This window comes from Gilliamella sp. Imp1-1, assembly GCF_001690415.1.
Classification (GTDB): Bacteria; Pseudomonadota; Gammaproteobacteria; order Enterobacterales; family Orbaceae; genus Gilliamella; species Gilliamella bombi.
Genome location: NZ_LZHK01000052.1, coordinates 1 through 22,184, shown reverse-complemented (window position 1 = coordinate 22,184; position 22,184 = coordinate 1). Strand labels below are relative to the sequence as shown.

The window sequence follows — 22,184 nt, the reverse complement described above, 5'->3', positions numbered from 1 at the left end:
TTTATCTCTCGACTTATTGTCGAAGGATGTCTATTGAGTAGCTGGGCTATCTCTTTTTTATTCTTTCCGGCTTGTAATAATACGAAAATCTGGTATCTTTCCTTCCTAGAAAGGTGATTATAATACATAGCAATCTCCAAACTGTGGTGGTGCGAAGGTGCTAGTATAAATCACCTTTCTACTTTCTTCACTCCACCGTGTTTAAAATTGCACTTCATGTTTGAATCCAGGAAAATCAATAGTTCCTAGTATGTAATAGTAAAAATGGGTGGGCATATTTTTATGCTCCCTTTTTAATATTGTTGTATAAAATTTGTGTAGCAGTTCTTTCTATCCATTACCCAATATATAGTATGGTGGTAGGCAACAAATTAATGCTTGTTAAGTAACTTTGAAAAAGGCATTACTCTACTGTTTGGCATAAAAACTCGATCATTATTCTTTTCTTTGTCAAGGGTACCCTGATCAATTTCATAACCTAACAGATTAGATAAAATATATTTATTCATAAGCCCACTTAAATAACCGTCTGATCCCCGAAACGATTCAATAAATTGGCAATTATATCGCTGATTGGTTGATATAAACATAAAAGGGATTAGAAACTGGTCAATGTTGTCACCAATACCATGCCCAACATTCACAATTTCGCCATGATCCGAAGTATAAATAACAGTATAGTTGTTACTATATTTATTGATAACATCATATAATGCTTTGATAGCACGATCTGTATGATGAATAGTTAAATCATATGCTTCGGCATCAGGTAAAGCTTGTTTATCTATTTCATCATAACCTTTTGTATAGGGTTGATGGCTACCGCGCAAATGCACAAAAATAAATTTTTTCGGAGAATTATCTTTTTGTAGCATGTCTTCTAATGATTGACTTAAATTGATATCTAGGCTATCTTCACTAAAAGTGATAACTTCGCTTTTACGTGCAATAAAGCCAAACTTAGTATTAAATGTACCTTGAATTTGTTGTGCGGCCGATGCTAACCAATAAGTTTTGTAATGATTGAACTTAGCCATCTCAATAATCGATTTATTATCAAATAAATTTTCATCACTTTCGGGCACATTGAATGAAAGTGTCATAGGTATAGAATCCCGAGTAAAGGCTGCCGCTGAGTGGCTATTTGAGATAATGCATCCGCCATTTTGACTAAAAATATTGGTCATAAAAGGCGTAGTTTGCTTATGATAACCGTAAGCGCTATAGCGAGTAACTAAAGATGATTCCCCCATGATAAATACGATCAAGTCGTTATCAGGCTTACTGGGCGGCAAAAGAATAGCCTCATTAAATTTTTCAATTTCATGGGTATTTGAATAAATATCTGTTGAAGTATAACTAGCAAAAAGATAGGATAAATTACCTAATGCAGCTGGATAAATTCGACGAACTATCTCAGCAGTACTTTTATAGTCACCTCGCTTGATTTCAGCTTTTATTGATGAATTTGTTATCAGGAATAAACTAATAACTAACAGCATAAGTATATACAAGGATAAGGGAATAAAAATATTAAATTTAACAGAAATTATTTTTTTAAGGATAAATGCAATAAGAAAGGTCGTAATAAACGCAGGGCCTATTATGATTAAAGCTTGCTTAGTCATTGACATCACTTCTTGAGAATTAGTTTCAATAATAGAATCAAGAACTCCTTCTGATATCATTTCCCCATAAAAAATGAAATAACTAATTTCAGATAAAAAAAGAAATAAAAATAAAAAACCAAAGGCAACAATGAGCTTATGATTACTACTAATGCTTTTATGTACTAACACAATAAAACATAAAGTTGTTACCAAATTTAGATAAAATAAAGGATTTTCAAAACAACATCCATCCTGCTGTGCATTAGACTTAGTAAGGTAAATAAAAGCAAAAATAGCACTAATAAAAGTATAGATTAACAGTAAAATTAAGCGGGAACTTCTTGCGATTTCATATGATTTCATAATATATCTTAGTTATCTTATAAAAGTTATAGTAATCAATTATTTTTTTCAAAACACATCTATTTGAAAAAACAGCAGCAGTTATATTTACGTTTATGGTGAATATTTACTCAATAGTTATAAGGTGATTTATTAAAATACAATTTTAGATCGAAAGCTAGTTATTTTGTTTTTGTTAGTGTAAAATGTATTCGCTTCTTGAAAAAGAAGTATAAATTTTTAGTAATAATTTAAGAAATATTTAAAAGGAGAAAATAATGATTTATTTATCAGCAATTCGTGCTCAAGCAAGAAATTTTTTAGGTAAATTTGTTAAAAATGAGCAAGGTGTAACTGCAATCGAATATGCAATCGTTGCAGCTGGTGTTGCTACTGTTGTATTCCTTATCTTTAAAGAAAATGGTGCAGTACAAACAATGCTAAGTAATGTTTTTGATAAAATGAAAGATAAAGTCAGCGATAAAATCGCTACTATGTAATTATGTAGTTTGAAGATAAAGTTACTAGTACTTATACAGTACTAGTAACTTTCATGTGTATTTAAAAAAATATAATAAATGATATGGCTAATCAACAAATTAGGTTTTCTGCTGAATGGGGTAAAGTTCGTGATTTAGTTTTTCAAGTGCTTGATCTTGATTTAATTGAGCAATTAAAGAACGAACCGAATCGAGTTCTACGTGAAATTCAAACAATAATCAGAGATATCGTTAACTCTGGCAATGCTTATATTACTGCCGACGAATCTAGTGTATTGGCAGGTATGATTTGTGATGAAATTATTGGTTATGGTCCAATTGACTCATTAATGAAAGATGAAACAGTTAATGATATTTTAGTCAATGGTCCTTATAGTATTTATGTTGAACGGGGTGGAATCCTAGCTAAAACGGATAAGTTTTTTATAAACGAGCGTCAACTACTTGATATCGCAAGACGTTTGGTCAATAAAGTTGGTAAAAATATTGATGAGGCGCATCCTTTAGTCGATTCACGGATGCCCGATGGTAGCCGTCTTAATGTTGTTATTCCTCCAGTCGCCATTGATGGTACCTCGATGTCAATTCGTAAATTTGGTACTGGTCGTAGAACATTTCATGACTTGATCAACTATGGTTCACTAAATGAAGACATGGCTAATTTTTTAGTTATTGCAGCTCGTTGTCGAATGAATATTATTGTTTCGGGTGGAACAGGTTCTGGTAAAACTACAATGCTTAATGCTCTATCTGGATTTATTGGTGAACATGAGCGAACTATTACACTTGAAGATGCCGCTGAATTAAAGTTACAGCAAGATCATGTGCTTAGAATGGAAACCAAATCAGGTGGTGAGGATGGTCGTGGAAGAGTAACTATGCAAAATTTGTTAGTTAATGCATTGCGTATGCGACCAGATCGAATTATTTTAGGGGAATGCCGTGGTGAAGAAGCTTTCGAAATGCTTCAAGCGATGAATACTGGTCACAATGGTTCAATGTCGACGTTACATGCCAATACTGCTAGAGATGCTTTATCCCGATTAGAAAGTATGATTATTATGGCTCAACCAGAGTTACCTATTGTTGCAATAAGGCATTATATTGCTTCTTCCGTTAACTTTATTATTCAAGCCTCTCGCCTTCCAGATGGACAACGTAAAGTAATGAGTATTACTGAAGTTATGGGATTAGAATCTGATAATATTGTTACTCATGATGTTTTTAAGTTTAAAATTCACGACGAAAGGGATGATAACGGTAAGATTCAAGGTGAATTTGTTTGTAATGGATTAGTTAGGCGATCTGCACTTTATGACAGTGCTCAATATTATGAAATGTCAGATGTGTTAGAAAAACTAATGTTAAACGCAGCAGGTGTAAAAACATGATTCTACTTCTTTCGATTGTACTTATTTCTATTGCTGCTATAAATATTTTTACATTGCATCGTCGTAGTGGGCGATTACAAGTATTTTATAATGTCGAAGCTAAAAATACTTCGTTATCAAGTTTGGTCGAAAGACAATTATCCCAAAGGCAACAATCCTTTTGGGAACGTTTCAGCTTTAATTTTCGAATGAAGATTAGAGCTTATTACAATTTACTTACAATGGGGCAATCAAAAAGTCGGTTGTTTGTTTATATTTTTGCAGGTACAGTTGCAGGTATCATATTGAATGAAAAGTATATTAACTATAATGGTTATGTAGCTACTTTAGTTAGTATTATTACCACAATTGTCGTAATTATTTTTATCAAAAAGAGAAAGTTGAAAAAAGAATTTTACGATACATTTCCTGAAGCATTAAATACCATTACAGGTGTTGTGTCATCTGGTGGCGCAATAACAACAAGTTTTAAAACGTGTGGAAATTCTATTGATGGAATTGTTGGTAAAGTAATGAAGGATGTGGATAGCCGAATTGAAATTGGTGAAAATATTGAGGATGTTTTAATAAGATCTTATTTAAGACTTCCATTTCCAGAATATTACTTTTTTATTTTGACAGTAATGGTTAATCTAGATAGTGGTGGAGAATTAAAAGAAGTTCTTAGCAGGTTAACAAAAATGCTAGTAAACAATCGAATTTTAACTAAAACTAGAGACGGTAAAACGGCTGAATTAAGAATGACTATGAAAATACTAGGCTGTATGCCTTTTGCTTTTGTTTTTATTCTTAAATTTGCTTCCCCAGCAAATTATGAGCAATTGGTTGGTACAACGGTTGGTCATTATGTTTTATATTATATTTTCGGTAGTGTGGCTATTGGTCTTATCATTATAAGAGGAATGATCAGCAAGGTCATTTAAGTTATGATTAATTTACTAAATATATTAATCCCCATTATTTTAATTTTTATAGGTAGTAGAGAGTTAGTCTGCTTATATTTGTTGAATCAAAGAAAAGAAAAACTCAGTTTGTTATTAAATAATGAAAATGAGGAAAAGAAAGCACCTAAAAAGCATATTAACCAAAGAAATGTTGCTTTTGAAAAGCTTGCTGCAAAAAATAGTATAACCTTAAGTTTTTTGCGTCGTTTTCAAGAACAAAATAGTTGGAAGATTTACGCTATCATTATCGGGTTTTCATTTTTTTATCTTGTGAATCAAATATTTTCTTTTGTTGAACTTAGTTCAAATGTATTACTGGTTGTGCTATTCCTTATTCTTGTTATAGTTATTATTCTGCCTGATAGATTAGTTAAAAAACAGACAGAAAAAAGGATTAAAAGAATTTCACAAGATTTACCATTGATCATTGATATGATGGCAATTATGGTGAAATCAGGCATGACAGTCGAAAATGGTTTTAGATATTTAAGCACGAGAGTAAAACCAATTAATAATGATGTGGCAGCCATTTTAGAAAGAGCTTGTTTAATGATGGATGTCAATGGTATTGAACTTTCTATTGATTTAATTCAGCGTGAAGTACCTTGTAAAGAAGTAAGAATGTTTTGTATTACTTTAAAAAGAAGTATTAGCTATGGTAATTCGATTTATGATGCTTTATTAGAATTATCAGCTGAGATTAGAGACGTACAAAAATTAACAATAGAGGAAAGAATTGCTGCTATTGGAGCTAAAATGACAATGCCGATGATGCTATTCTTTTTAGTTCCTGTTCTTGTTATTGTTGTTGCGCCAGTTATTATGAATATTGTATCGACATTAAGTATGATGAAATGAATAATTAGGGACCTAGAGATAATGAATGATTTTTTAAAATGCTATAAACCAAGAAGATTAATAAATCCAAAATTTATTGTGGTATGTTCAATGTTGTTTGTTGTTACTGGATGTCAAAATAGTAATTTAAGATATGATTTAAATGAGCAACAAAAAATTTATATTCATGAAACTACAAAAAATTATGGCGGTTTAATTGAGCTTTATAAACAACGTTTACAAAAATCTGATACTGAAGATACAAGATATAAACTAGCTCAAGTCTATTACTTATCTAATGATTATGAAGCAGCAAAAAGAACATTAAGCCCTGTTTCAAATAAAAGCAAAAATGATAATCTTTTTGTTTTGTATGGTCATGTTGAATCAAAAATGGGGAATAATGACACCGCATTAGAATATTTAGACAAAGCAATCACGATTAATCCTAAAAACGGTGAAGCATATAATGTAAAAGGTATTGTTTTATTGAAAAAGAAACAATATGATGCAGCTCGATATTCATTCAATTTAGCTAGGGAAAATTTTTATGATGAAAATAAAGTCACAAATAATCTAGCTATGCTATCAATTTTGAATAAAGATTATAATGAGGCTTATAAGCACTTAAATATTTTATATACAAAAGGATATCGTGATCAAACCATTCTTCATAACTTGCTTTACACGTTGGTTAAATTAAATAAAATTCAATTGGCTAAGTCATTTTGTTTAGGGCATAGGTTATCTAATGAGCCAGAAATATTAATTCAAGAACTAAAACAGATTGAGCCAATTGATGCGATTAAATTTAATGAAATTATGCCAGCACAAAGTGATAATCAAAAGCAGTATACAATTGAGAAAACAGCATCACAAAAGGTTACTAAAACCGATAAACAAGTTATTAAGCCTGAAAAATTAATTAATTCACAAAATACCGGTAAGTCAGAAATTAGCACTAAATTATCGGGTGTGACTAAATTAGATGCAGAAACTCAATCTAAAACAGCTTCTCAACCTACTGTAACTAATTTAGCGGTCGCTAATACAACAGATTCTAAGCAAAATAATCAAGTCAATCAGGCGACGACTCAATTGACTATTTTAGCTGTTCGATCTGGTGAACATCGAAAATTTAGCCGAATAGCATTTGAAACGGTTAATCCATTAAATAAAAATCAATACGTAATTGAAAAAATTTCACCAACAGAGTTTAAATTATCGTTATATGACGTAACCCTTCCTAGTAAAGGAATAAATTATATCATTAACCAAATTTCTCGTAGTGACCGTGATTTTGCCAATGTTACAGGAACTTTAACTGCCGAAAAAACTTTAGTTTTACAAATAAAAACAAAACAGGACTCAATAGTGAAGGATTTCGATGCAGGCCCTAATTCTAACGGTAAAGCACATTGCTTTGCATTCGATTTTTATTCAGAGAATAAATAAGTGCAAAAACAATAATAATAACAATAATAATAACAATAGATATAATATTTTAGGGAGTTTGCATGAAACAAAAAAAAATAATTATTCTGTATATATTAATGCTAGTTGTGGGATTGGCATTGCTATTTACCAAATCTTCGCCTGAGCCTGTTGCGGAGCCGATAGTTCAGCAACCAGTTCAAGTTAAAGAAGAACCTAAAACAGAAATCATAACAGTAGCTGTTGCTAAACGTGATATTAGTAAAAGAAAAATTTTGACTAAGGATGATTATTATTTTAAATCGATTGAAGTCAAAATTGGGTCTAATGACAAATCCAAATATATAGACGATGCAACAGAAATTGATGCTTATGTTGCTAAAAATAATATTGCAAAAGATGCATTTATAGAAAATAGTTTTATTGCTTCACCTAATTCAGAGGAATATTTACTGTTAGCGATAAAAGAAGGAAATTATATGTTCCCATTTAAATTGGATCAAATTGATTCTTACTTGTTAAAAAATCTAAAGGGTGGAGATCTTGTTGATCTCTATATATTTTATAGTGATGATGAATTATCTAAGTCTAATACTAAAAATTATAAAGAGGATAGATTAGTTTCGCCTAGTGATGATTTTGTTAAAAATCGCATAAAACCAATTATTGTTGGTAAAAAGGTTCTCTATATTGATCTGGAAAATAAAATAGAACAAAATTTTCAGAGAAAAGAGGTGGGTCAAGTTCAATTAGAGCTTTCAAATCAAGAAATTAAATTATTAAGAACACTAATGACAAATTCTACAGTTATGATGTATCCAAGTACTTATAAACAAAATATTGATGATGGATTACGTTTATTAAATGATAAAGAAAAGAAATGGCCATTAACTGATAAAGCTATTTTTTCAAAGAAAAAACAGCTTAATTTGCTAAAAGGGAATTAAGAATGCTAATAAAATTCAAACCAATTATTAAAAAAATAAAATGTCTAGTTTACTTATTATCAATTAGCTTCTCCCCGTTGATTTTTGCTAATACTCACAATTTACAGATTGGGCAGAGTAAAACAATTGTTTTACCTGAGAATGTAGGTACTGTTTTTATTAGCCAAGACAGCGTAGCAAATTATGAAGTTGTTGATGGTAAATCGCTAATTATATATGGTAAGCAAAATGGTAGAACCAGCTTGCTTGTTTATGACGATGCTAATAATATTATCATTAATGATACTATCAATGTTGATCCACTTTTATCTCAAATTACACATAGGCTAGCGCAAAACTTTCCAAATAGTAGCGTAACAATAGATCGTTACGATAACGGTGACCCAAATGGTAGGTTTGTTTATGTACTAAATGGTACTACACCAGATACTACAACAAAAGGTAAAATTATAGCGCTTGTAGGTACACTTGTTGGACAAAATGCAGAGCGAATACGAAGTAAAGTATCTGATGAATTTGCTAGCCAAGATCTTACATTTCAAGATTACTATGTATATAACAATATTATTGATAATATTAGAGTAATTGAAGAGTATCAAGTTAATGTAAGATTGACTTTTGTTGAAGTTAGCAAAACTTTTACTGATTCATTGGGTATTGAGTGGCAAAGTTTAACATTAGATAGTATGGCCAAAGGTCAAGATTTTAAGATGAACAATATTGGTGAGTTCACTCTATTAGGTCTAAAAAAAGGATTTAATATTCATAACATTACTACAATGATTCGTGCTATAAAAAATGATCGCTTAGCTAAAATTTTAGCACAACCTAATTTATCTGTATTATCTGGCGAAAGTGCAGCGTTTCTTGTTGGTGGTGAGATTCCTATTGTGACTAAAGGTAAAGATGGCGATTCTGATGTTACTTATAAAGAATACGGTATTAAATTAAATATTAGTACCAAGGTAAATAATGACAAACGTATTAGATTATTTATTAATAACGAAGTGAGTTCGGTTGCAGGTTCATACGCTTTTAATAATTACAATATACCGACTTTGCAAACTCGAAAAACAAGTTCTACTATTGATTTATCTGATGGTGACAGCTTTGTTATTGCAGGATTAATTAGCGAACAGGACTCAGAAACATTATCTCGTATTCCTTTTGTTAGTGAGATTCCTATTTTAGGGGCATTAGCTCGTAGTACTACAACTGGTCGTGAAAAGACTGAAATGGTCGTATTTGCAACGGTCAATTTAGTTACACCTAATAATAGCTTTGATGGTGTAGAGTTGCCGATTTTAGAGCGGACAGATGCAGTAAATAGTTTCTTTAATATTAAGAATAATATGGATAAACAACGACGAAAAACAGTACCAATATCTAATGAAAGTGAAAAGTTTATTAACGATATGGGTTTTATTGAATAAAAGATTAGTGGGATTCTTATGCAATTATTTGGTAATAAAAAAGATAAAGATATATCAAAAGAACCATCACAAGAATTTGTAGTTGGACGTATTTCTGGTTTTCAGATTGCTATTTTAAGCAAAAGACCTGAATTGATTGAAAATATTCGTTCAGTGCTTTTCCTTTACAATGTATTAGGCATGGAGATCTTCTCATTAGAATTATCTGAATTAAAAGAAGAGCCACGTTGGAATAAGTATGATGCTATTATTTTAGATATTGAAGACGAAAATGATGCTGAGCTATTATCCGAAAATATCAATCGTTTTTTTCCAATTCAAGCATCAACGATACTTATTGGTAGCTATGATTCGATTCAGTTTTCTGAATTTTTATTAAAAAAAGGAATTCATTTTTTATTAGAGAATAGTCAATTAGAGAAAATTCCTGATATCTTACATTCAAGGAGTGTCACACCACCAGGTTCAAGCCAAAGAGTAGGTAGCGTTATTGCATTTTTAGGCTGTAAAGGTGGAATTGGCACATCATCATTAGCAGTTCATACACTAAAAAAAATTAGTTCTTTAACAAATTATCCACTTCTTTATATCCAAGGTGCAACTACAAGCCCTAATGCAGATTTTTTATTTGAAACACCAATTCCTCAAGATGGTTCAATAGTTGATGTTGAAATGTCTTTACAAGTAAAAGTTGAACTTGCTGATAAGGCTTGGAAATATGATGATCTAAATTCAGGTCAATTTAATATTACTGTTATTGATCAAAATATGGGATTACAATCTTCGTTTAGGCATTTTGATGAGATCATAAAACTTTCAAACATCGTATTTATTGTAATAAATAGAGATCCCTTTTCAATCAAAGTTGCTAAGAGAATTTTAGATGAAATTTCGCGCATTAGTACACAAAATACGGATTTATTGAATAAACGATTTTTAGTTTGTTTAAATGAAAATCTCCCTTTTGATAAAAAAAATGCTTTACAAAATCAGGATATTGAGGAGTTTCTAGATAGAAGTATTGATTTTACGCGTAAATTTATTCCAAGAATAGATAAATTTAAAAAAGCACATACTAGCAGTGAAATAAATGAAATGGCTGCGGCTATTATTGGGAATAAAAAAATTAAAAAAAATAAACAAAAAATATCTTTTTCAATATTAAAGAAAAAGAAAGATTAATCATTAAGATAATAGAGTAGAGCAAAAATTATGTTGAAATATTGGAATTTATTATTTCGTCAAAAAAATGCAAGTGTTTCGATAGAGTTTGCAATTGTCTTTCCTTATTTAATTGTTCTATTTTTATTTGTATTAGAATTTAGTCGAATTATGGTTATTGGTTCGGCTTTAGATCTGATGACTACTGAAATAACTAGAAAAACAGCAATTTCTCAACATGCAGATTATAATCAACAATTACAAGAATTAATAAATTCTGAAGTTCCTTCATGGCCATATATAACTGATCCACAAAAATTTAAAATAACTGTGAAATATTGTAAAAAAATTGAGGAGGCAATTAATAATAATTGCCTAAATGTTCCTGTTAGCGATGCTCCGATACTATTATTTGAATTGAAGTATGACTACAATGCTATGTTCTCTAATCTGTTTGGCCGTATACTTGACAGTTCTTTGGGGAAGAAGACTATTATTTACCGTGAGTTTTATCAAAATAATTAATAATTAAAGGAATGAAATAAAAAATGAGATATTCTGATAATTTTTTTCGTAATAAAGACGGTATAATTTCAATAGAATTTGCAGCATGCTTTTGTTTGTTTACAGTTTTACTATTTATTATCTATGATACTTACAGTAGTATTATGTTACAAAATAGATTAGAGCGGGCGAATTATAGTGTAGCTTCTATTTTTCGTGAAAGATCAGCAATTTATCCAGTAATAGATGGTTCGAATGTTCAAGATGTGGCTGCATTATGTGCTGATTCTAACTCCTGTTTTAATTCTCATGAGTTATTTGATGATACTCAAGTGAAAGAACTAAGCCGACTAGCGAGTTCATTACTAAATGGACGTAATGTTACTTTAAAAGTCGATAGTTTATTTATTTTTCAAAATGTTGCTGATCCCAAAAGCTTGGCACATGCGCAACTCGTTAATCTAAGCGCAAGTTCTTGCTCTTCTAGTATATGTAATAATGATAGTAGTATTGAGGACTATTTTAATTCGTTACCCAGTATGACTGATAATTTAAATAACTCACTTACTGACTATTCCAAACTTGTTCCGTATGTTGAACGATCAGCTGATCCCACAACAGGGTTAGCAGGGCGTTGGATTCCCTTATATCGAGTTAGTATGTGTATAGTTAACGAAGAAAGCCTTTATTTAAAATGGTTTAATTCAAGCAGAAAAGCTACTGATACTTTACCAAATTTATGTAGCAATATTGTAGTGTTATCACGTTGTAATGATATTTCAAGCTCTGATGGAAATTGCCCAATTTATTATCGGTAATCAACACACTTTTGAGAGTATTATATGAGCCATAATAGACATAAAAAAATTAATCATAAGAAATCTTTTTTTAAGTGTTCTTCAGGGAGTGCTATTATAAGTTTCGCCTTGATGTTTCCTGCAATGCTAATTTGTATGTTAGTTTCAATAAATCATACTCAAACGATGCGCGATCGTGCAAGGATCTCTGAAGCTACTAACGAAGCTTCGTTGGCTATTATCGCATTAAACAATGAAAATGCTGATAAGGCAGCAATTGAGCAAAATCGCAAAATGGCATTGAACTATATTAATTATTTTGTTTATCAAAAAATTAGTGATGATTTAGTAGAAGATGCCGATGCCTCTATTAATATAGAATATAATAAAGACACAAAGGTATATAGTATAGCCTATAAACAGAAAGTTGATTCCTTAACGAGTAGTAAAGACAAAGGAAAAGAAAATCAATCTATGATTGTTAGCAATAAAACTGAAAGTTATGGTAATACAAAGAAATTTGATAGATATGACTCATTTGATATTGCTTTTATTAGTGATTTTTCAGGTTCAGCAACATGCCAATATGGTGATACAAGTTGTAATGACTACTCTCCTCCAAATGGAAATAGTGATCAGCAACGTCTTCAATATATGAAACAAGCAATAGCTAATATTATTAATAATTTTCAAGGACATTCAGAGATTAAATTTGCATTAGTTCCTTATGATATTGGTGTGCCCGTTAAGCTGGATGCTAAAAACCCAGCAGGTGGAGAAAGTTACGGTTGTTCAGTTATGTACAAATTGCAAAGCCCTTATGATAAAGTTGATTATAACTTTTGGGCAAATAAAAATATAGCATATGCTAGATGGAGTAGTTTAAAGGAAAGCGGAGGGATGAGAGAGGGCTATTTAGACTATGACTATTTAGGTAAATATGCGAACACGGTTACTTATTATTTGGATTATTTTAATTATCGTTATTATTCACAAATAATTGGACCAGCGAAAGGATTAAATAATGATAATGCCTTAGAGCGCAGTGGATTATGCCGTAATAGACATCAAGCTGAAGTGCTTAATATGGGAACAGCAAGATATGCTTGTGGTGAAAATAGTCCTGATTATCCATTGCGTCCTGAAAATAGGAAAATTATTGAAAGCCAATATGGTAAAGTTGTTCAACTATATGATTACATGTTTTCGGGAAAATATTCTGATGTACATTATTCATTTGCTAACACTAGAACAGTTGATGTACAAGGTACAATTGATGCATTGTTCAGTGGTATAAAAAGCAATACAATAACATTTAATCGACCTATTTCGCCTACTGTTAGTGATTTTTCGCCATTTTTTGGAATGTGCCAATCGCCTTTATATAGTAATAACATAATGAGCGAAAAGGTGATTAATTTACCAACTAACCATCGAAGGTTTTTAGAAGCATCAAAGCATATTGGAACATTTAAGGCGTCTCCTCATTTAGTCCCTTTTAGTAAAAATGGAAATCATAATTCGGATTTACTAAATTATATCCAGAATGGGAATTGGCAACCTGGCGGAGGAACAGACACTATAACAGCCTTGTTAAGGACAGTTCCTGTAATGGCAAATGGATCTGCTAATAATAAAATGATGATTATTATTACAGATGGTAAAGATGATGCTGGAGCAGATATTCTTAGAGATAATTTTTTGGATGAAGGTGTTTGCCAAGCAATAACGGCTGGATTAACTTCAGCAACTAATAAAAATAACGGCTATATTGAAAGAGCAGCTAATACGGCGACGATCCACTATATAAAACTCGATCCTAATGCAGCCAATTTAACAACCGATGAACAATATGAACAAGTGTACGGAAAATGGTTTACTAAATGTATGAATGGCAATAGAGAATATTTACACGAGGTTCGAGATTATCAGAGTTTATTTGATACTATGATAAAAATTATTCAGACAGAAACGGGTAATTTTGTTAACAAAGATGAATCTAATCAATAATGAAATAGAGGTTACTCTAAATGAAACTAATTAAGTTAATGGTATTATTTGCATCATGTTTATGCTTTTCATTATTTGCAAACGAAAGAAAAAGAAGTGATGCCGTCGTGTTGACAACAAAATCATTTGTAAAAACTCCTACTTCAACTAACTCTATTGATACAGGAATTACGATAGAAAATGGAGATGTTTGGCTTACAGGCTACAGAGATGCTGGGATATCAGGTAGTGGTCCTTTGGCGTATAGTAGTTTTAAGCCTCCTTACAGAGTAGAATTTTTTGTCGAAAAAGGGCTTAATATTACGCAAATAACGGCAGGAGCATATCACCAAATTGCTCTTGATGATCATGGTGATGTTTGGGCATGGGGTGACAATCGAGCTTGGCAAGCATCAGCTATTAAGGCTGGAAATATAGGAGATTATCAAACTATACCAACCTTGGTTTTAGAAGGTAAAGATGTCATCATGACAAATGCTGGGGAATATACTTCTTTTGCTTTAACCCGAAGTGGGGAGGTTTATGCTTGGGGAACATCAGCTTACGGCCAAATGGCGAATGGTTCGCTAGTTATTGGACCAACAGTACTTCATCGTATTCCTCAATCATATTTTCACGATAGTCCAGTTGTATTGATTGGGGCGGGTTATGAATCTGCCTGGGCTATAAATGAACGTGGTGAAGTTTTTGCTTGGGGAGATGATGAGTCAAATCAATATGGGTTTAGGCATAGTATCAGGGGAATACCAGTACATGTTTACCAGACATACCCTGTGCAAATTACTAATCTTCCCCCTGGTATTAGTGGTGGAGATATAGTAACTATTACGGGAGGGAACCGCTATACTGCATTTTTAACTTCGGAAGGTAAAGTGTGGGCTATGGGGGCAGCTAATCATTTAGGTATAGGATTTGGTTATCTAGGAAGTGAAAAAAAAACACCTCTAATGTATGAGGTTGATAAGAATGGAAATCAATATAAAGTAGATAACGAGCTAGATGTAGCCGATCCCCAGTTTGTTATGGATAATGTTAATACGCTTTATTGCCGATATGGAGGATGTAGTGCCATCACTAATGATGGGGAACTATATACATGGGGGGTAACGGTTGCGGCTAATGATAGAGCCAATTGGCAGATAATGTATGGTTATATGCCAATAAAAAGGGATATTATTGGTAATTTGACTAAAATCGATGGAGGTAAAGAGAATCTGATTTATTGGAATGATGAAGGACAAGCTTTTGGAGTAGGCTGGAATTTATGGAATAAATATTATTCATCAGTGAACCCTATTAAGTGGCCAGGAGTAGAAATAAAAGAATTGCCAAAAGCGATGAAAGAAGTTTATGGTAAAGATTTTGTTCCTGGTCAAGGATAAAGACTATAATGATTAGCCAAGAATTAATCAATGATATTATTATTTTAGCTATTTGGGCATGTTTGTTATTTTCATGTTATACGGATTTAAAATATCGAACTATCTCAAATAAAATTGTTATAATAATATTCATTTTAGTTATTTTGAATTTTGCCCTTGGCAAAGGGCATCTAGATTATATTGCATCAGCTATATTTTTAATTTGCGGTCTATTCATGTTTTATTGCCGACTTGTTGGTGCTGGAGATATAAAATTAATTACTGTTCTTTTGAGCTCTATTCCAATAAATAGTGTTCCGTTTTTCTTAGTCGTTATCACCTTTTTGGGGTTACCAATGGCAATCATTGCAATAATATACAGATCCTTCAAAAAAAAATCTGTTACATTGCCTTATGGGCTTGCCATTAGTGGTAGCTATTTTTTAACATCAATAACCTTATTTGAGGTTATAATGTAATAACTTACTTGTAGTTAACTTCTCAAATATAATGGCATTTTTATAATAAATATCAATGTTTTCCATCCCCAAGAAGGCGGGTGGGAAACTCTTTTTTAACCTGCAAGCACTTAATAACTGTTATTCCTTAAAAATATTTAAAATAATCTTACACACAACTATATAAACATTATTATGTTTTAGTCACTTTTAATAAAAAATTTATCCCCTTATTTTAAGAATATGTATATATACCATTTTGGTGCATATCAGCTCTTTATTAGAGTATTATAAGTTTATTACTTTTTAATGATGAATCATTATAATTATTTTTAATTAGTTTTTTGCTTAAAAAACAGTAATTATATTAACTAACATTTATCAAACTTTGTTTAAGTTATGGCATAGTTATTGCTTATAAATAACATTGGATAGATTTGTAATTATAAATATTTAGAGGGAACATCGGTATGGAAAATCATAGCAGTAGTACTGTTGCTTTTGTTAAAAATCGGCGTGCTTCATTAATAAGTGCTATTTTTTTAATGGCAACATCAGCAATTGGCCCAGGCTTCATTACTCAAACCGCTACCTTCACCGTTACGCTTGGTACTGCTTTTGGATTTGGTATTTTAACCTCTATTATTATCGATTTTGTTGTTCAGCAAAATATTTGGCGAATTGTGGCATTAACCAAAATGAACTCTTCAGATATAGCTAATGCAACCATTCCATTTAGTGGTTATTTGCTGGCAGTGCTAATTATATTTGGTGGATTAGTGTTTAATATTGGTAATATAGCTGGTGCAGGTTTAGGTTTAAATGCACTTGTTGGCCTTGATCCTAAATGGGGAGGGGCAATTAGTGCACTTTTAGCGGTTTACATATTTTCTTCCCGTAAAGCGAGTCATTTTATAGATCGTTTGATGATTGGTTTTGGTTTATTGATGATTTTTTTGACACTGTTTGTGGTGTTCGCATCGCATCCACCGATTGGTCAAGCTTTAAAAGAGACAGTGCTTCCAAGCCATGTTGATTTTGCTTCAATTACGACCATAGTTGGTGGGACAGTTGGCGGTTATATTTCTTACGCAGGTGCTCACCGTTTACTTGATAAGGGTATGGTTGGTGCTGAGCATATTGATTATGTTTCAGGCGCTGCAACTAAAGGAATTATGGTTGTTGGCTTGATGCGTTATATCTTATTTTTAGCCATTTTAGGCGTGGTGGCAAGTGGTGTGACAATTGATATTTCAAGTTATGCTGCTAACCCTGCATCGCAAGCATTTCAAGCAGCTTTGGGCGAGTTTGGATTGCGCCTTTTTGGCTTGATTTTATGGGCAGCAGCCATCACTAGTGTTATTGGGGCAGCTTATACTTCAATGACGTTTATTACTCCGTTTAAACGTACTATTACAGACAGACAACGTCAGTTTGCTACCATTATTTTTATTGTTGTTTCGCTTGCGATTTATTTAATTATGGGGACTGCACCTGTATCATTATTAGTCTTTGCTGGTGGTTTTAATGGTTTAGTTTTACCGCTTGGGTTAACTATTTTTGTTTATATTGGTTGGCGACGTGCTGATCTTATGTCAGGGTATCATTATCCAAGATGGTTATTGTTGTCAGGTTTAGTTGTGTGCGCAATTACTTGGTATATGGGCATAATGTCGGTTGCGACTATTTTTAACTATTTAAAATAGAGGACAATATGGCAATCACTAAATGTATTGATTTAAATAGTGACCTTGGCGAGAGCTTTGGTCAATGGCAAATGGGTAATGATGAAGCAATGCTAAATGTTGTTAGCAGTGCGAATATTGCTTGTGGATTTCATGCTGGTTCGCCAGCAGGTATTTTAAAAACATTAAAAGCGGCCAAAGCCAATAATGTCCAAGTGGGTGCTCATGTAAGTTACCCTGATTTAGTGGGATTTGGTCGTCGTAATATGGATGTTGCAACCGATGAGTTAACCGCTGATGTAATTTATCAGATTGGGGCAATTAAAGGGTTAGCCACATCAATTGGTACCAAAGTGACTTACGTTAAACCACATGGCGCATTATATAACACTATTGCACACGATAAACGTCAAGCAATGGCGGTGATTGATGCGCTTTGTGCGGTTGATTCGACATTGACTTTGGTTGCTCTTGCTGGCTCAAAACTGATTGAATGGGCTAAAGAAAGTGGCTTAAGCGTCGTTGCTGAAGCGTTTGCCGATAGAGCTTATCATGCTGATGGTACTTTAGTTTCTCGTAAAGAGGTTGGGGCTGTATTGCACGATCCTGAGCTAGTTGCCGACCGTATGTTGCAATTGGTTAATGATGGTGGCGTGATGTCTATCGAAGAGCAATTTGTGCGTATTGAGGCAGGATCAATTTGTGTCCATGGCGATAGTGCTGGCGCTTTAGCGATGGCACAAAAAGTGCGACAAAAACTACAACAAAATGGCATTAATATTGCTTCGTTTGCTAAAAGTAATAATAACTAAATTAGTTAATGTTTTGAAAAAGTTAATTAAATTAATAAAAAAAATAAAAATATGATTAGACAACACTTTACCAAGTGAGCTATAAACTTGGTCTTTAATATGACCAAACAATATAAAATATGTATTGTTAGTGATTGGATGTTGATCATATTTCGAGGTACTTAATGCGATTTTTACCCGTTAATATCGATGCGTTTATCGTAGAATTAAACAGCCTTGAGCAAACCATGGCGCTTACTGATGTGCTTCAAGGTGTTATTGCTGATTGGCATATCAATGAAATAATTCCAGCGGCACGAACCCTATTAATCCGTTATAACCCCATTGTAACCAATGCTAATATACTTGCTGAGCAGATTGCTCAATTAGATATTTCGGCAAGCGTTATGCAATCTGGCGAATTGGTAACAATACCAGTTCGCTATAATGGTGAAGATTTACCTCAAGTGGCAGACTATCTAGGCATAACGGTTGCCGAAGTCATTGCAAGGCACACTGATAACGAGTATCAAGTGGCTTTTTGTGGCTTTGCTCCTGGATTTGCTTATATGGTATCTAAAACGGCTCAGCTTAATGTGCCACGTCGAAGTTCGCCACGAGTCCGCATTCCAGCAGGATCGGTTGCTTTGGCAGGGGAATTTAGTAGTGTTTACCCACAAGCAAGCCCTGGTGGTTGGCAATTGATTGGCATTACAGATACGGCAGTTTGGGATATTTATCGTGATGAGCCAGCGCTGTTCAAACCTGGTACTCGGGTTAATTTTATTGATGTGAGCCAATCGAAAACAACTTATCATTTACCTGCTCATTTATCAGCAGCTAAAAAACAAGATGATCTTGTTGAGCAACAAGATATAACAGTATTAACGACAGGATTGCAAACATTGTTTCAAGACAATGGCCGAATTGGGCAGGCGGCGTTAGGCATTTCTGAATCGGGAGCGATGGATAAAAACGCATTACACAGTGCCAACCGCGTGTTAGGTAACTCAATTAATGAACCAGCGTTAGAAATTACCCAAGGTGGTTTTAGCACCCAAATAAACAGACCAATGTTAGTTGCTGTGACGGGCGCTATATGTGAGATCACAATAACCACCATCCAAGGTGAAATCTATACTACTCCTATGTATCGGCCAATTCAATTAGAAGCAGGTGATATTATCCGTTTAGGTAATGTAAAATGTGGCGTTCGTAGTTATTTTGCTGTGCGTGGCGGTTTTCAAGTAACACCTATTTTAACCAGCTGTGCTTTTGATACGCTTGCACAAGTTGGGCCCTTACCACTAAAATCGGGTCAAATGTTGGCGATTAAGAAAGCAAAAACGTTAAATCCAGTATCATTATCAGAAACTCCTATGATTAATTACCCAACTAGTGATGATATAGTAGTGTTAGATATTGTGCTTGGACCACGTACCGATTGGTTTACTCAGCAATCGATAGCGCTTCTTACTTCACAGTTGTGGTCGGTTACTCCAGCTTCTAACCGTATTGGCTTGCGTTTATCTGGAAAGGAACCGTTAATTCTTGAAAAACAACAAGAATTACCTAGTGAAGGTACCTGTATTGGAGCAATACAAATACCAGCTAATGGACAACCTGTATTATTTTTGAATGATCACCCTTTAACAGGAGGTTATCCTGTTATTGGTGCAGTATGTAATTATCATTTAGATTTAGCAGGTCAAATTCCAGTCAATGCTAAAATAAAGTTTAATCCTATAGGGATGTTTAAAGAATTTGAAGGGAGTGATGTTGATCATGTCTGAAAATAATAAAAATATAACACATAAAGTATTGATAGCTAATCGAGGTGAAATTGCTGTACGTATTATTCGCGCTTGCCGTGATATAGGCTTGTTATCTGTTGCAATTTATGCCGATGCTGATATTGATGCACTTCATGTACAAATGGCTGATGAAGCTTATGGATTAACAGGCAATGTACCTAGCGATACATATTTAGATATTGATAAAATTATCGCAATAGCTAAAAAATCAGGAGCCACCATGGTTCATCCAGGTTATGGTTTTTTATCTGAACGTGTTGAATTTGCTAGAGCAGTACAAGATGCAGGTTTAATTTGGGTAGGCCCCAAGCCTGAAACGATTGAAATATTGGGTGATAAAGTCAAAGCAAGACAGCTTGCGTTGCAAGTGGGAGCTCCTTTGGTTGTTGGTACAAAAGAGCCTGTAAAAGATGCCAAAGAGGTTATTGAGTTTGCGCATGCCCATGGTTTACCAATTGCTATTAAAGCCGCATTTGGTGGCGGTGGTCGAGGTTTAAAAGTAGCTTGGCAAATGGACGAAGTAGAAGAACTTTATCATTCCGCAGTTCGTGAAGCTACAACGGCTTTTGGGCGTGGTGAGTGTTTTATTGAACAATTTTTGCATAATCCTCGGCATGTTGAAGCACAAGTTATTGCTGATACATTAGGTAATATTGTTGTCGTTGGTACACGTGACTGTTCATTACAACGACGTAATCAAAAATTAATTGAAGAGTCTCCAGCACCTTTTATAACAGATCAATTAGAACAGCAAATTATTCAATCTTCGATTGATATTTGCGCTAAAGCAAACTATGTAGGCGTAGGGACAGTTGAGTTTTTACTTAGCCAAGATGGTAAGTTATCTTTTTTAGAAGTTAATACAAGATTGCAAGTTGAACACCCAGTAACAGAAGAAACTACAGGCGTCGATCTTGTTATTGAGCAACTGCGTATTGCCCAAGGTTTACCTCTGAGTATAGATGAAACACCTGCACCTAGAGCTCATGCCATTGAATTTCGTATCAATGCTGAAGACACAGCTAACGGTTTTTTACCTGTAGCTGGTACTATTACACGTTTTGATGTACCAACTGGTCCTGGTGTACGCATAGACAGTGGGGTGATGGCTGGTTCAACAATTCCAGCAACGTTTGATTCCCTTATGGCAAAATTGATTATTGTTGGTAATAATCGACAACATGCCATTGCAAGGGCTCGCCGTGCTTTGGCTGAGTTTTCTATTGAAGGGGTAGCTAGTGTGTTGCCATTTGCTCGTGCGGTTATTGAACATTCTGATTTTTGTGATGATTTTAAATTACATACACGTTGGATTGAAACTGAATTTACTACAACAATAGCACCAGCCAAAAGGCAAATACCACAAAAAGAAGCAGCGTTGACACGCACATTTATTGAGATTGACGGTAAACGTTGTAAACTCGGTTTACCTGCACAACTTCTTGCAGGGTTATCCTTGCAAACAGAAGCTAATTTAGATACATCCTCAAGCGTGAAAGAAGAATTATCTGAATTGATTGTCCAGTCACCTGTTTCTGGTAGTCTTTTTAAATGGGTGATCAATGATAATCAAAGCGTAAACGCAGGCGATGTCATTGCTATTATGGAAGCCATGAAAATGGAAGTTCAAGTTATTGCACATCGAAATGGTGTGCTAAAACAAATACTCAAAGAAGGCAATTATGTTAACGCAGGATCACCTGTTGCAGAAATCATTTAGATAACGCTGATAAAACAAGAATGTTTTTCATCAAAATAGCAAAAAACATTAAATATAGACAATATATTTTGTTTGTTTTATGCTCATTAGCATGATGTTTTGTCTATTTTTAGGGGCTGTTGATCTTTGCTGTACATAAATTACTCAACAATACATTGGCAGCCACATTAACATAAATGCCAGTGATACCATACTGGCATAATTCCTTTCTAACTTATCGTATCTAGTTGATATTGAACGATATTGCTTGATTCTAGCAAAGGCATTCTCGACTAAATGACGATAGCGATAAAGGCACCTATCCATACTGCTTTTATCTATATCCTTACCATAATTACGTTTAGCAATCACCGTTCGTCCGCCTTTTTGACGAACAAAGCACCGAAAAGGCTCGCTGTCATAACCTTTATCGGCTATCACTGTATTGACTTCATCGAGCTTTTCA

General features: G+C 33.4%; 20 protein-coding genes. 17 read left to right on the top strand and 3 right to left on the bottom strand.

Going from position 1 to position 22,184, the window contains the following annotated elements:
- Together A9G38_RS12795 and A9G38_RS05235 are read right to left on the bottom strand one after the other, a co-directional pair.
- Positions 1–128, bottom strand: a 128-nt coding sequence (locus A9G38_RS12795) for a helix-turn-helix domain-containing protein (protein WP_141671666.1), incomplete at its 3' end; no start/stop codon positions are given.
- Between the two features lie 243 nt (positions 129–371).
- Positions 372–1,973: a sulfatase-like hydrolase/transferase gene (locus A9G38_RS05235; RefSeq protein WP_051634270.1), complete on the bottom strand. Its 1,602-nt coding sequence runs from the start codon at positions 1,971–1,973 to the stop codon at positions 372–374.
- Between the two features lie 257 nt (positions 1,974–2,230).
- Here A9G38_RS05235 and A9G38_RS05230 point away from each other — a divergent pair, with 257 nt between their 5' ends.
- From A9G38_RS05230 to A9G38_RS05150, 17 genes are all read left to right on the top strand, one after another.
- Complete coding sequence (locus A9G38_RS05230) at positions 2,231–2,452, top strand: Flp family type IVb pilin (RefSeq protein ID WP_034913861.1); 222 nt, start codon at positions 2,231–2,233, stop codon at positions 2,450–2,452.
- Positions 2,453–2,535: 83 nt separating this feature from the next.
- The gene (locus A9G38_RS05225; RefSeq protein ID WP_080702361.1) at positions 2,536–3,843 is read left to right on the top strand and encodes a CpaF family protein; all 1,308 of its coding nucleotides are present in this window, start codon (positions 2,536–2,538) and stop codon (positions 3,841–3,843) included.
- Entirely contained in the window at positions 3,840–4,766 is a 927-nt protein-coding gene (locus A9G38_RS05220) for a type II secretion system F family protein (protein ID WP_034913864.1), read from the top strand. The genes A9G38_RS05225 and A9G38_RS05220 overlap by 4 nt, the downstream gene beginning before the upstream one ends.
- 3 nt (positions 4,767–4,769) lie before the next feature.
- Positions 4,770–5,645 (top strand): type II secretion system F family protein, encoded by an 876-nt coding sequence (locus A9G38_RS05215; protein ID WP_034913868.1) that lies wholly within the window; start codon positions 4,770–4,772, stop codon positions 5,643–5,645.
- A gap of 90 nt (positions 5,646–5,735) precedes the next feature.
- Positions 5,736–7,079 carry a tetratricopeptide repeat protein gene (locus tag A9G38_RS05210; protein ID WP_176713232.1) on the top strand — a complete coding sequence of 448 codons (1,344 nt, stop codon included), beginning with the start codon at positions 5,736–5,738 and terminating at the stop codon, positions 7,077–7,079.
- 62 nt (positions 7,080–7,141) lie between these two features.
- Positions 7,142–8,005 (top strand): hypothetical protein, encoded by an 864-nt coding sequence (locus tag A9G38_RS05205; RefSeq protein ID WP_034913875.1) that lies wholly within the window; start codon positions 7,142–7,144, stop codon positions 8,003–8,005.
- A gap of 2 nt (positions 8,006–8,007) precedes the next feature.
- A complete protein-coding gene (locus tag A9G38_RS05200; RefSeq protein ID WP_051634271.1) occupies positions 8,008–9,438 on the top strand; it encodes a type II and III secretion system protein family protein in 1,431 nt (476 codons plus the stop codon).
- An 18-nt stretch (positions 9,439–9,456) separates the two neighbouring features.
- Positions 9,457–10,620: a hypothetical protein gene (locus tag A9G38_RS05195; protein WP_034913878.1), complete on the top strand. Its 1,164-nt coding sequence runs from the start codon at positions 9,457–9,459 to the stop codon at positions 10,618–10,620.
- A 30-nt stretch (positions 10,621–10,650) separates the two neighbouring features.
- On the top strand, positions 10,651–11,124 hold the full coding sequence (locus A9G38_RS05190; RefSeq protein WP_034913881.1) for a TadE/TadG family type IV pilus assembly protein: 474 nt from the start codon (positions 10,651–10,653) through the stop codon (positions 11,122–11,124).
- A gap of 23 nt (positions 11,125–11,147) precedes the next feature.
- On the top strand, positions 11,148–11,921 hold the full coding sequence (tadF, locus tag A9G38_RS05185; RefSeq protein ID WP_034913883.1) for a tight adherence pilus pseudopilin TadF: 774 nt from the start codon (positions 11,148–11,150) through the stop codon (positions 11,919–11,921).
- Between the two features lie 135 nt (positions 11,922–12,056).
- Entirely contained in the window at positions 12,057–13,910 is a 1,854-nt protein-coding gene (locus tag A9G38_RS05180) for a vWA domain-containing protein (protein ID WP_141671732.1), read from the top strand.
- A 20-nt stretch (positions 13,911–13,930) separates the two neighbouring features.
- The gene (locus A9G38_RS05175) at positions 13,931–15,292 is read left to right on the top strand and encodes an RCC1 domain-containing protein (protein WP_034913888.1); all 1,362 of its coding nucleotides are present in this window, start codon (positions 13,931–13,933) and stop codon (positions 15,290–15,292) included.
- Between the two features lie 8 nt (positions 15,293–15,300).
- On the top strand, positions 15,301–15,750 hold the full coding sequence (locus tag A9G38_RS05170; protein WP_034913891.1) for an A24 family peptidase: 450 nt from the start codon (positions 15,301–15,303) through the stop codon (positions 15,748–15,750).
- Between the two features lie 449 nt (positions 15,751–16,199).
- Positions 16,200–17,435, top strand: a complete 1,236-nt coding sequence (locus tag A9G38_RS05165) for an NRAMP family divalent metal transporter (RefSeq protein WP_034913894.1) — start codon at positions 16,200–16,202, stop codon at positions 17,433–17,435.
- A gap of 14 nt (positions 17,436–17,449) precedes the next feature.
- Positions 17,450–18,226, top strand: coding sequence for a LamB/YcsF family protein (locus tag A9G38_RS05160; protein ID WP_034913909.1), 777 nt, complete (start codon positions 17,450–17,452; stop codon positions 18,224–18,226).
- Between the two features lie 164 nt (positions 18,227–18,390).
- Positions 18,391–19,998 carry an urea amidolyase family protein gene (locus A9G38_RS05155; RefSeq protein WP_034913896.1) on the top strand — a complete coding sequence of 536 codons (1,608 nt, stop codon included), beginning with the start codon at positions 18,391–18,393 and terminating at the stop codon, positions 19,996–19,998.
- The gene (locus tag A9G38_RS05150; protein ID WP_034913898.1) at positions 19,991–21,739 is read left to right on the top strand and encodes an acetyl/propionyl/methylcrotonyl-CoA carboxylase subunit alpha; all 1,749 of its coding nucleotides are present in this window, start codon (positions 19,991–19,993) and stop codon (positions 21,737–21,739) included. The genes A9G38_RS05155 and A9G38_RS05150 overlap by 8 nt, the downstream gene beginning before the upstream one ends.
- A gap of 144 nt (positions 21,740–21,883) precedes the next feature.
- Here A9G38_RS05150 and A9G38_RS12220 read toward each other — a convergent pair.
- Positions 21,884–22,184 (bottom strand): transposase (locus tag A9G38_RS12220; protein ID WP_176713215.1); only part of this gene is annotated, 301 nt, incomplete at its 5' end.

Excerpts from the sequence above, each read along its gene's own strand:
- A9G38_RS05235 (WP_051634270.1), bottom strand. The coding sequence starts at position 1,973 with ATGAAATCATATGAAATCGCAAGAAGTTCCCGCTTAATTTTACTGTTA.
- A9G38_RS05230 (WP_034913861.1), top strand. The coding sequence starts at position 2,231 with ATGATTTATTTATCAGCAATTCGTGCTCAAGCAAGAAATTTTTTAGGT.
- A9G38_RS05225 (WP_080702361.1), top strand. The coding sequence starts at position 2,536 with ATGGCTAATCAACAAATTAGGTTTTCTGCTGAATGGGGTAAAGTTCGT.
- A9G38_RS05220 (WP_034913864.1), top strand. The coding sequence starts at position 3,840 with ATGATTCTACTTCTTTCGATTGTACTTATTTCTATTGCTGCTATAAAT.
- A9G38_RS05215 (WP_034913868.1), top strand. The coding sequence starts at position 4,770 with ATGATTAATTTACTAAATATATTAATCCCCATTATTTTAATTTTTATA.
- A9G38_RS05210 (WP_176713232.1), top strand. The coding sequence starts at position 5,736 with ATGTTGTTTGTTGTTACTGGATGTCAAAATAGTAATTTAAGATATGAT.
- A9G38_RS05205 (WP_034913875.1), top strand. The coding sequence starts at position 7,142 with ATGAAACAAAAAAAAATAATTATTCTGTATATATTAATGCTAGTTGTG.
- A9G38_RS05200 (WP_051634271.1), top strand. The coding sequence starts at position 8,008 with ATGCTAATAAAATTCAAACCAATTATTAAAAAAATAAAATGTCTAGTT.
- A9G38_RS05195 (WP_034913878.1), top strand. The coding sequence starts at position 9,457 with ATGCAATTATTTGGTAATAAAAAAGATAAAGATATATCAAAAGAACCA.
- A9G38_RS05190 (WP_034913881.1), top strand. The coding sequence starts at position 10,651 with ATGTTGAAATATTGGAATTTATTATTTCGTCAAAAAAATGCAAGTGTT.
- tadF (WP_034913883.1), top strand. The coding sequence starts at position 11,148 with ATGAGATATTCTGATAATTTTTTTCGTAATAAAGACGGTATAATTTCA.
- A9G38_RS05180 (WP_141671732.1), top strand. The coding sequence starts at position 12,057 with ATGTTAGTTTCAATAAATCATACTCAAACGATGCGCGATCGTGCAAGG.
- A9G38_RS05175 (WP_034913888.1), top strand. The coding sequence starts at position 13,931 with ATGAAACTAATTAAGTTAATGGTATTATTTGCATCATGTTTATGCTTT.
- A9G38_RS05170 (WP_034913891.1), top strand. The coding sequence starts at position 15,301 with ATGATTAGCCAAGAATTAATCAATGATATTATTATTTTAGCTATTTGG.
- A9G38_RS05165 (WP_034913894.1), top strand. The coding sequence starts at position 16,200 with ATGGAAAATCATAGCAGTAGTACTGTTGCTTTTGTTAAAAATCGGCGT.
- A9G38_RS05155 (WP_034913896.1), top strand. The coding sequence starts at position 18,391 with ATGCGATTTTTACCCGTTAATATCGATGCGTTTATCGTAGAATTAAAC.
- A9G38_RS05150 (WP_034913898.1), top strand. The coding sequence starts at position 19,991 with ATGTCTGAAAATAATAAAAATATAACACATAAAGTATTGATAGCTAAT.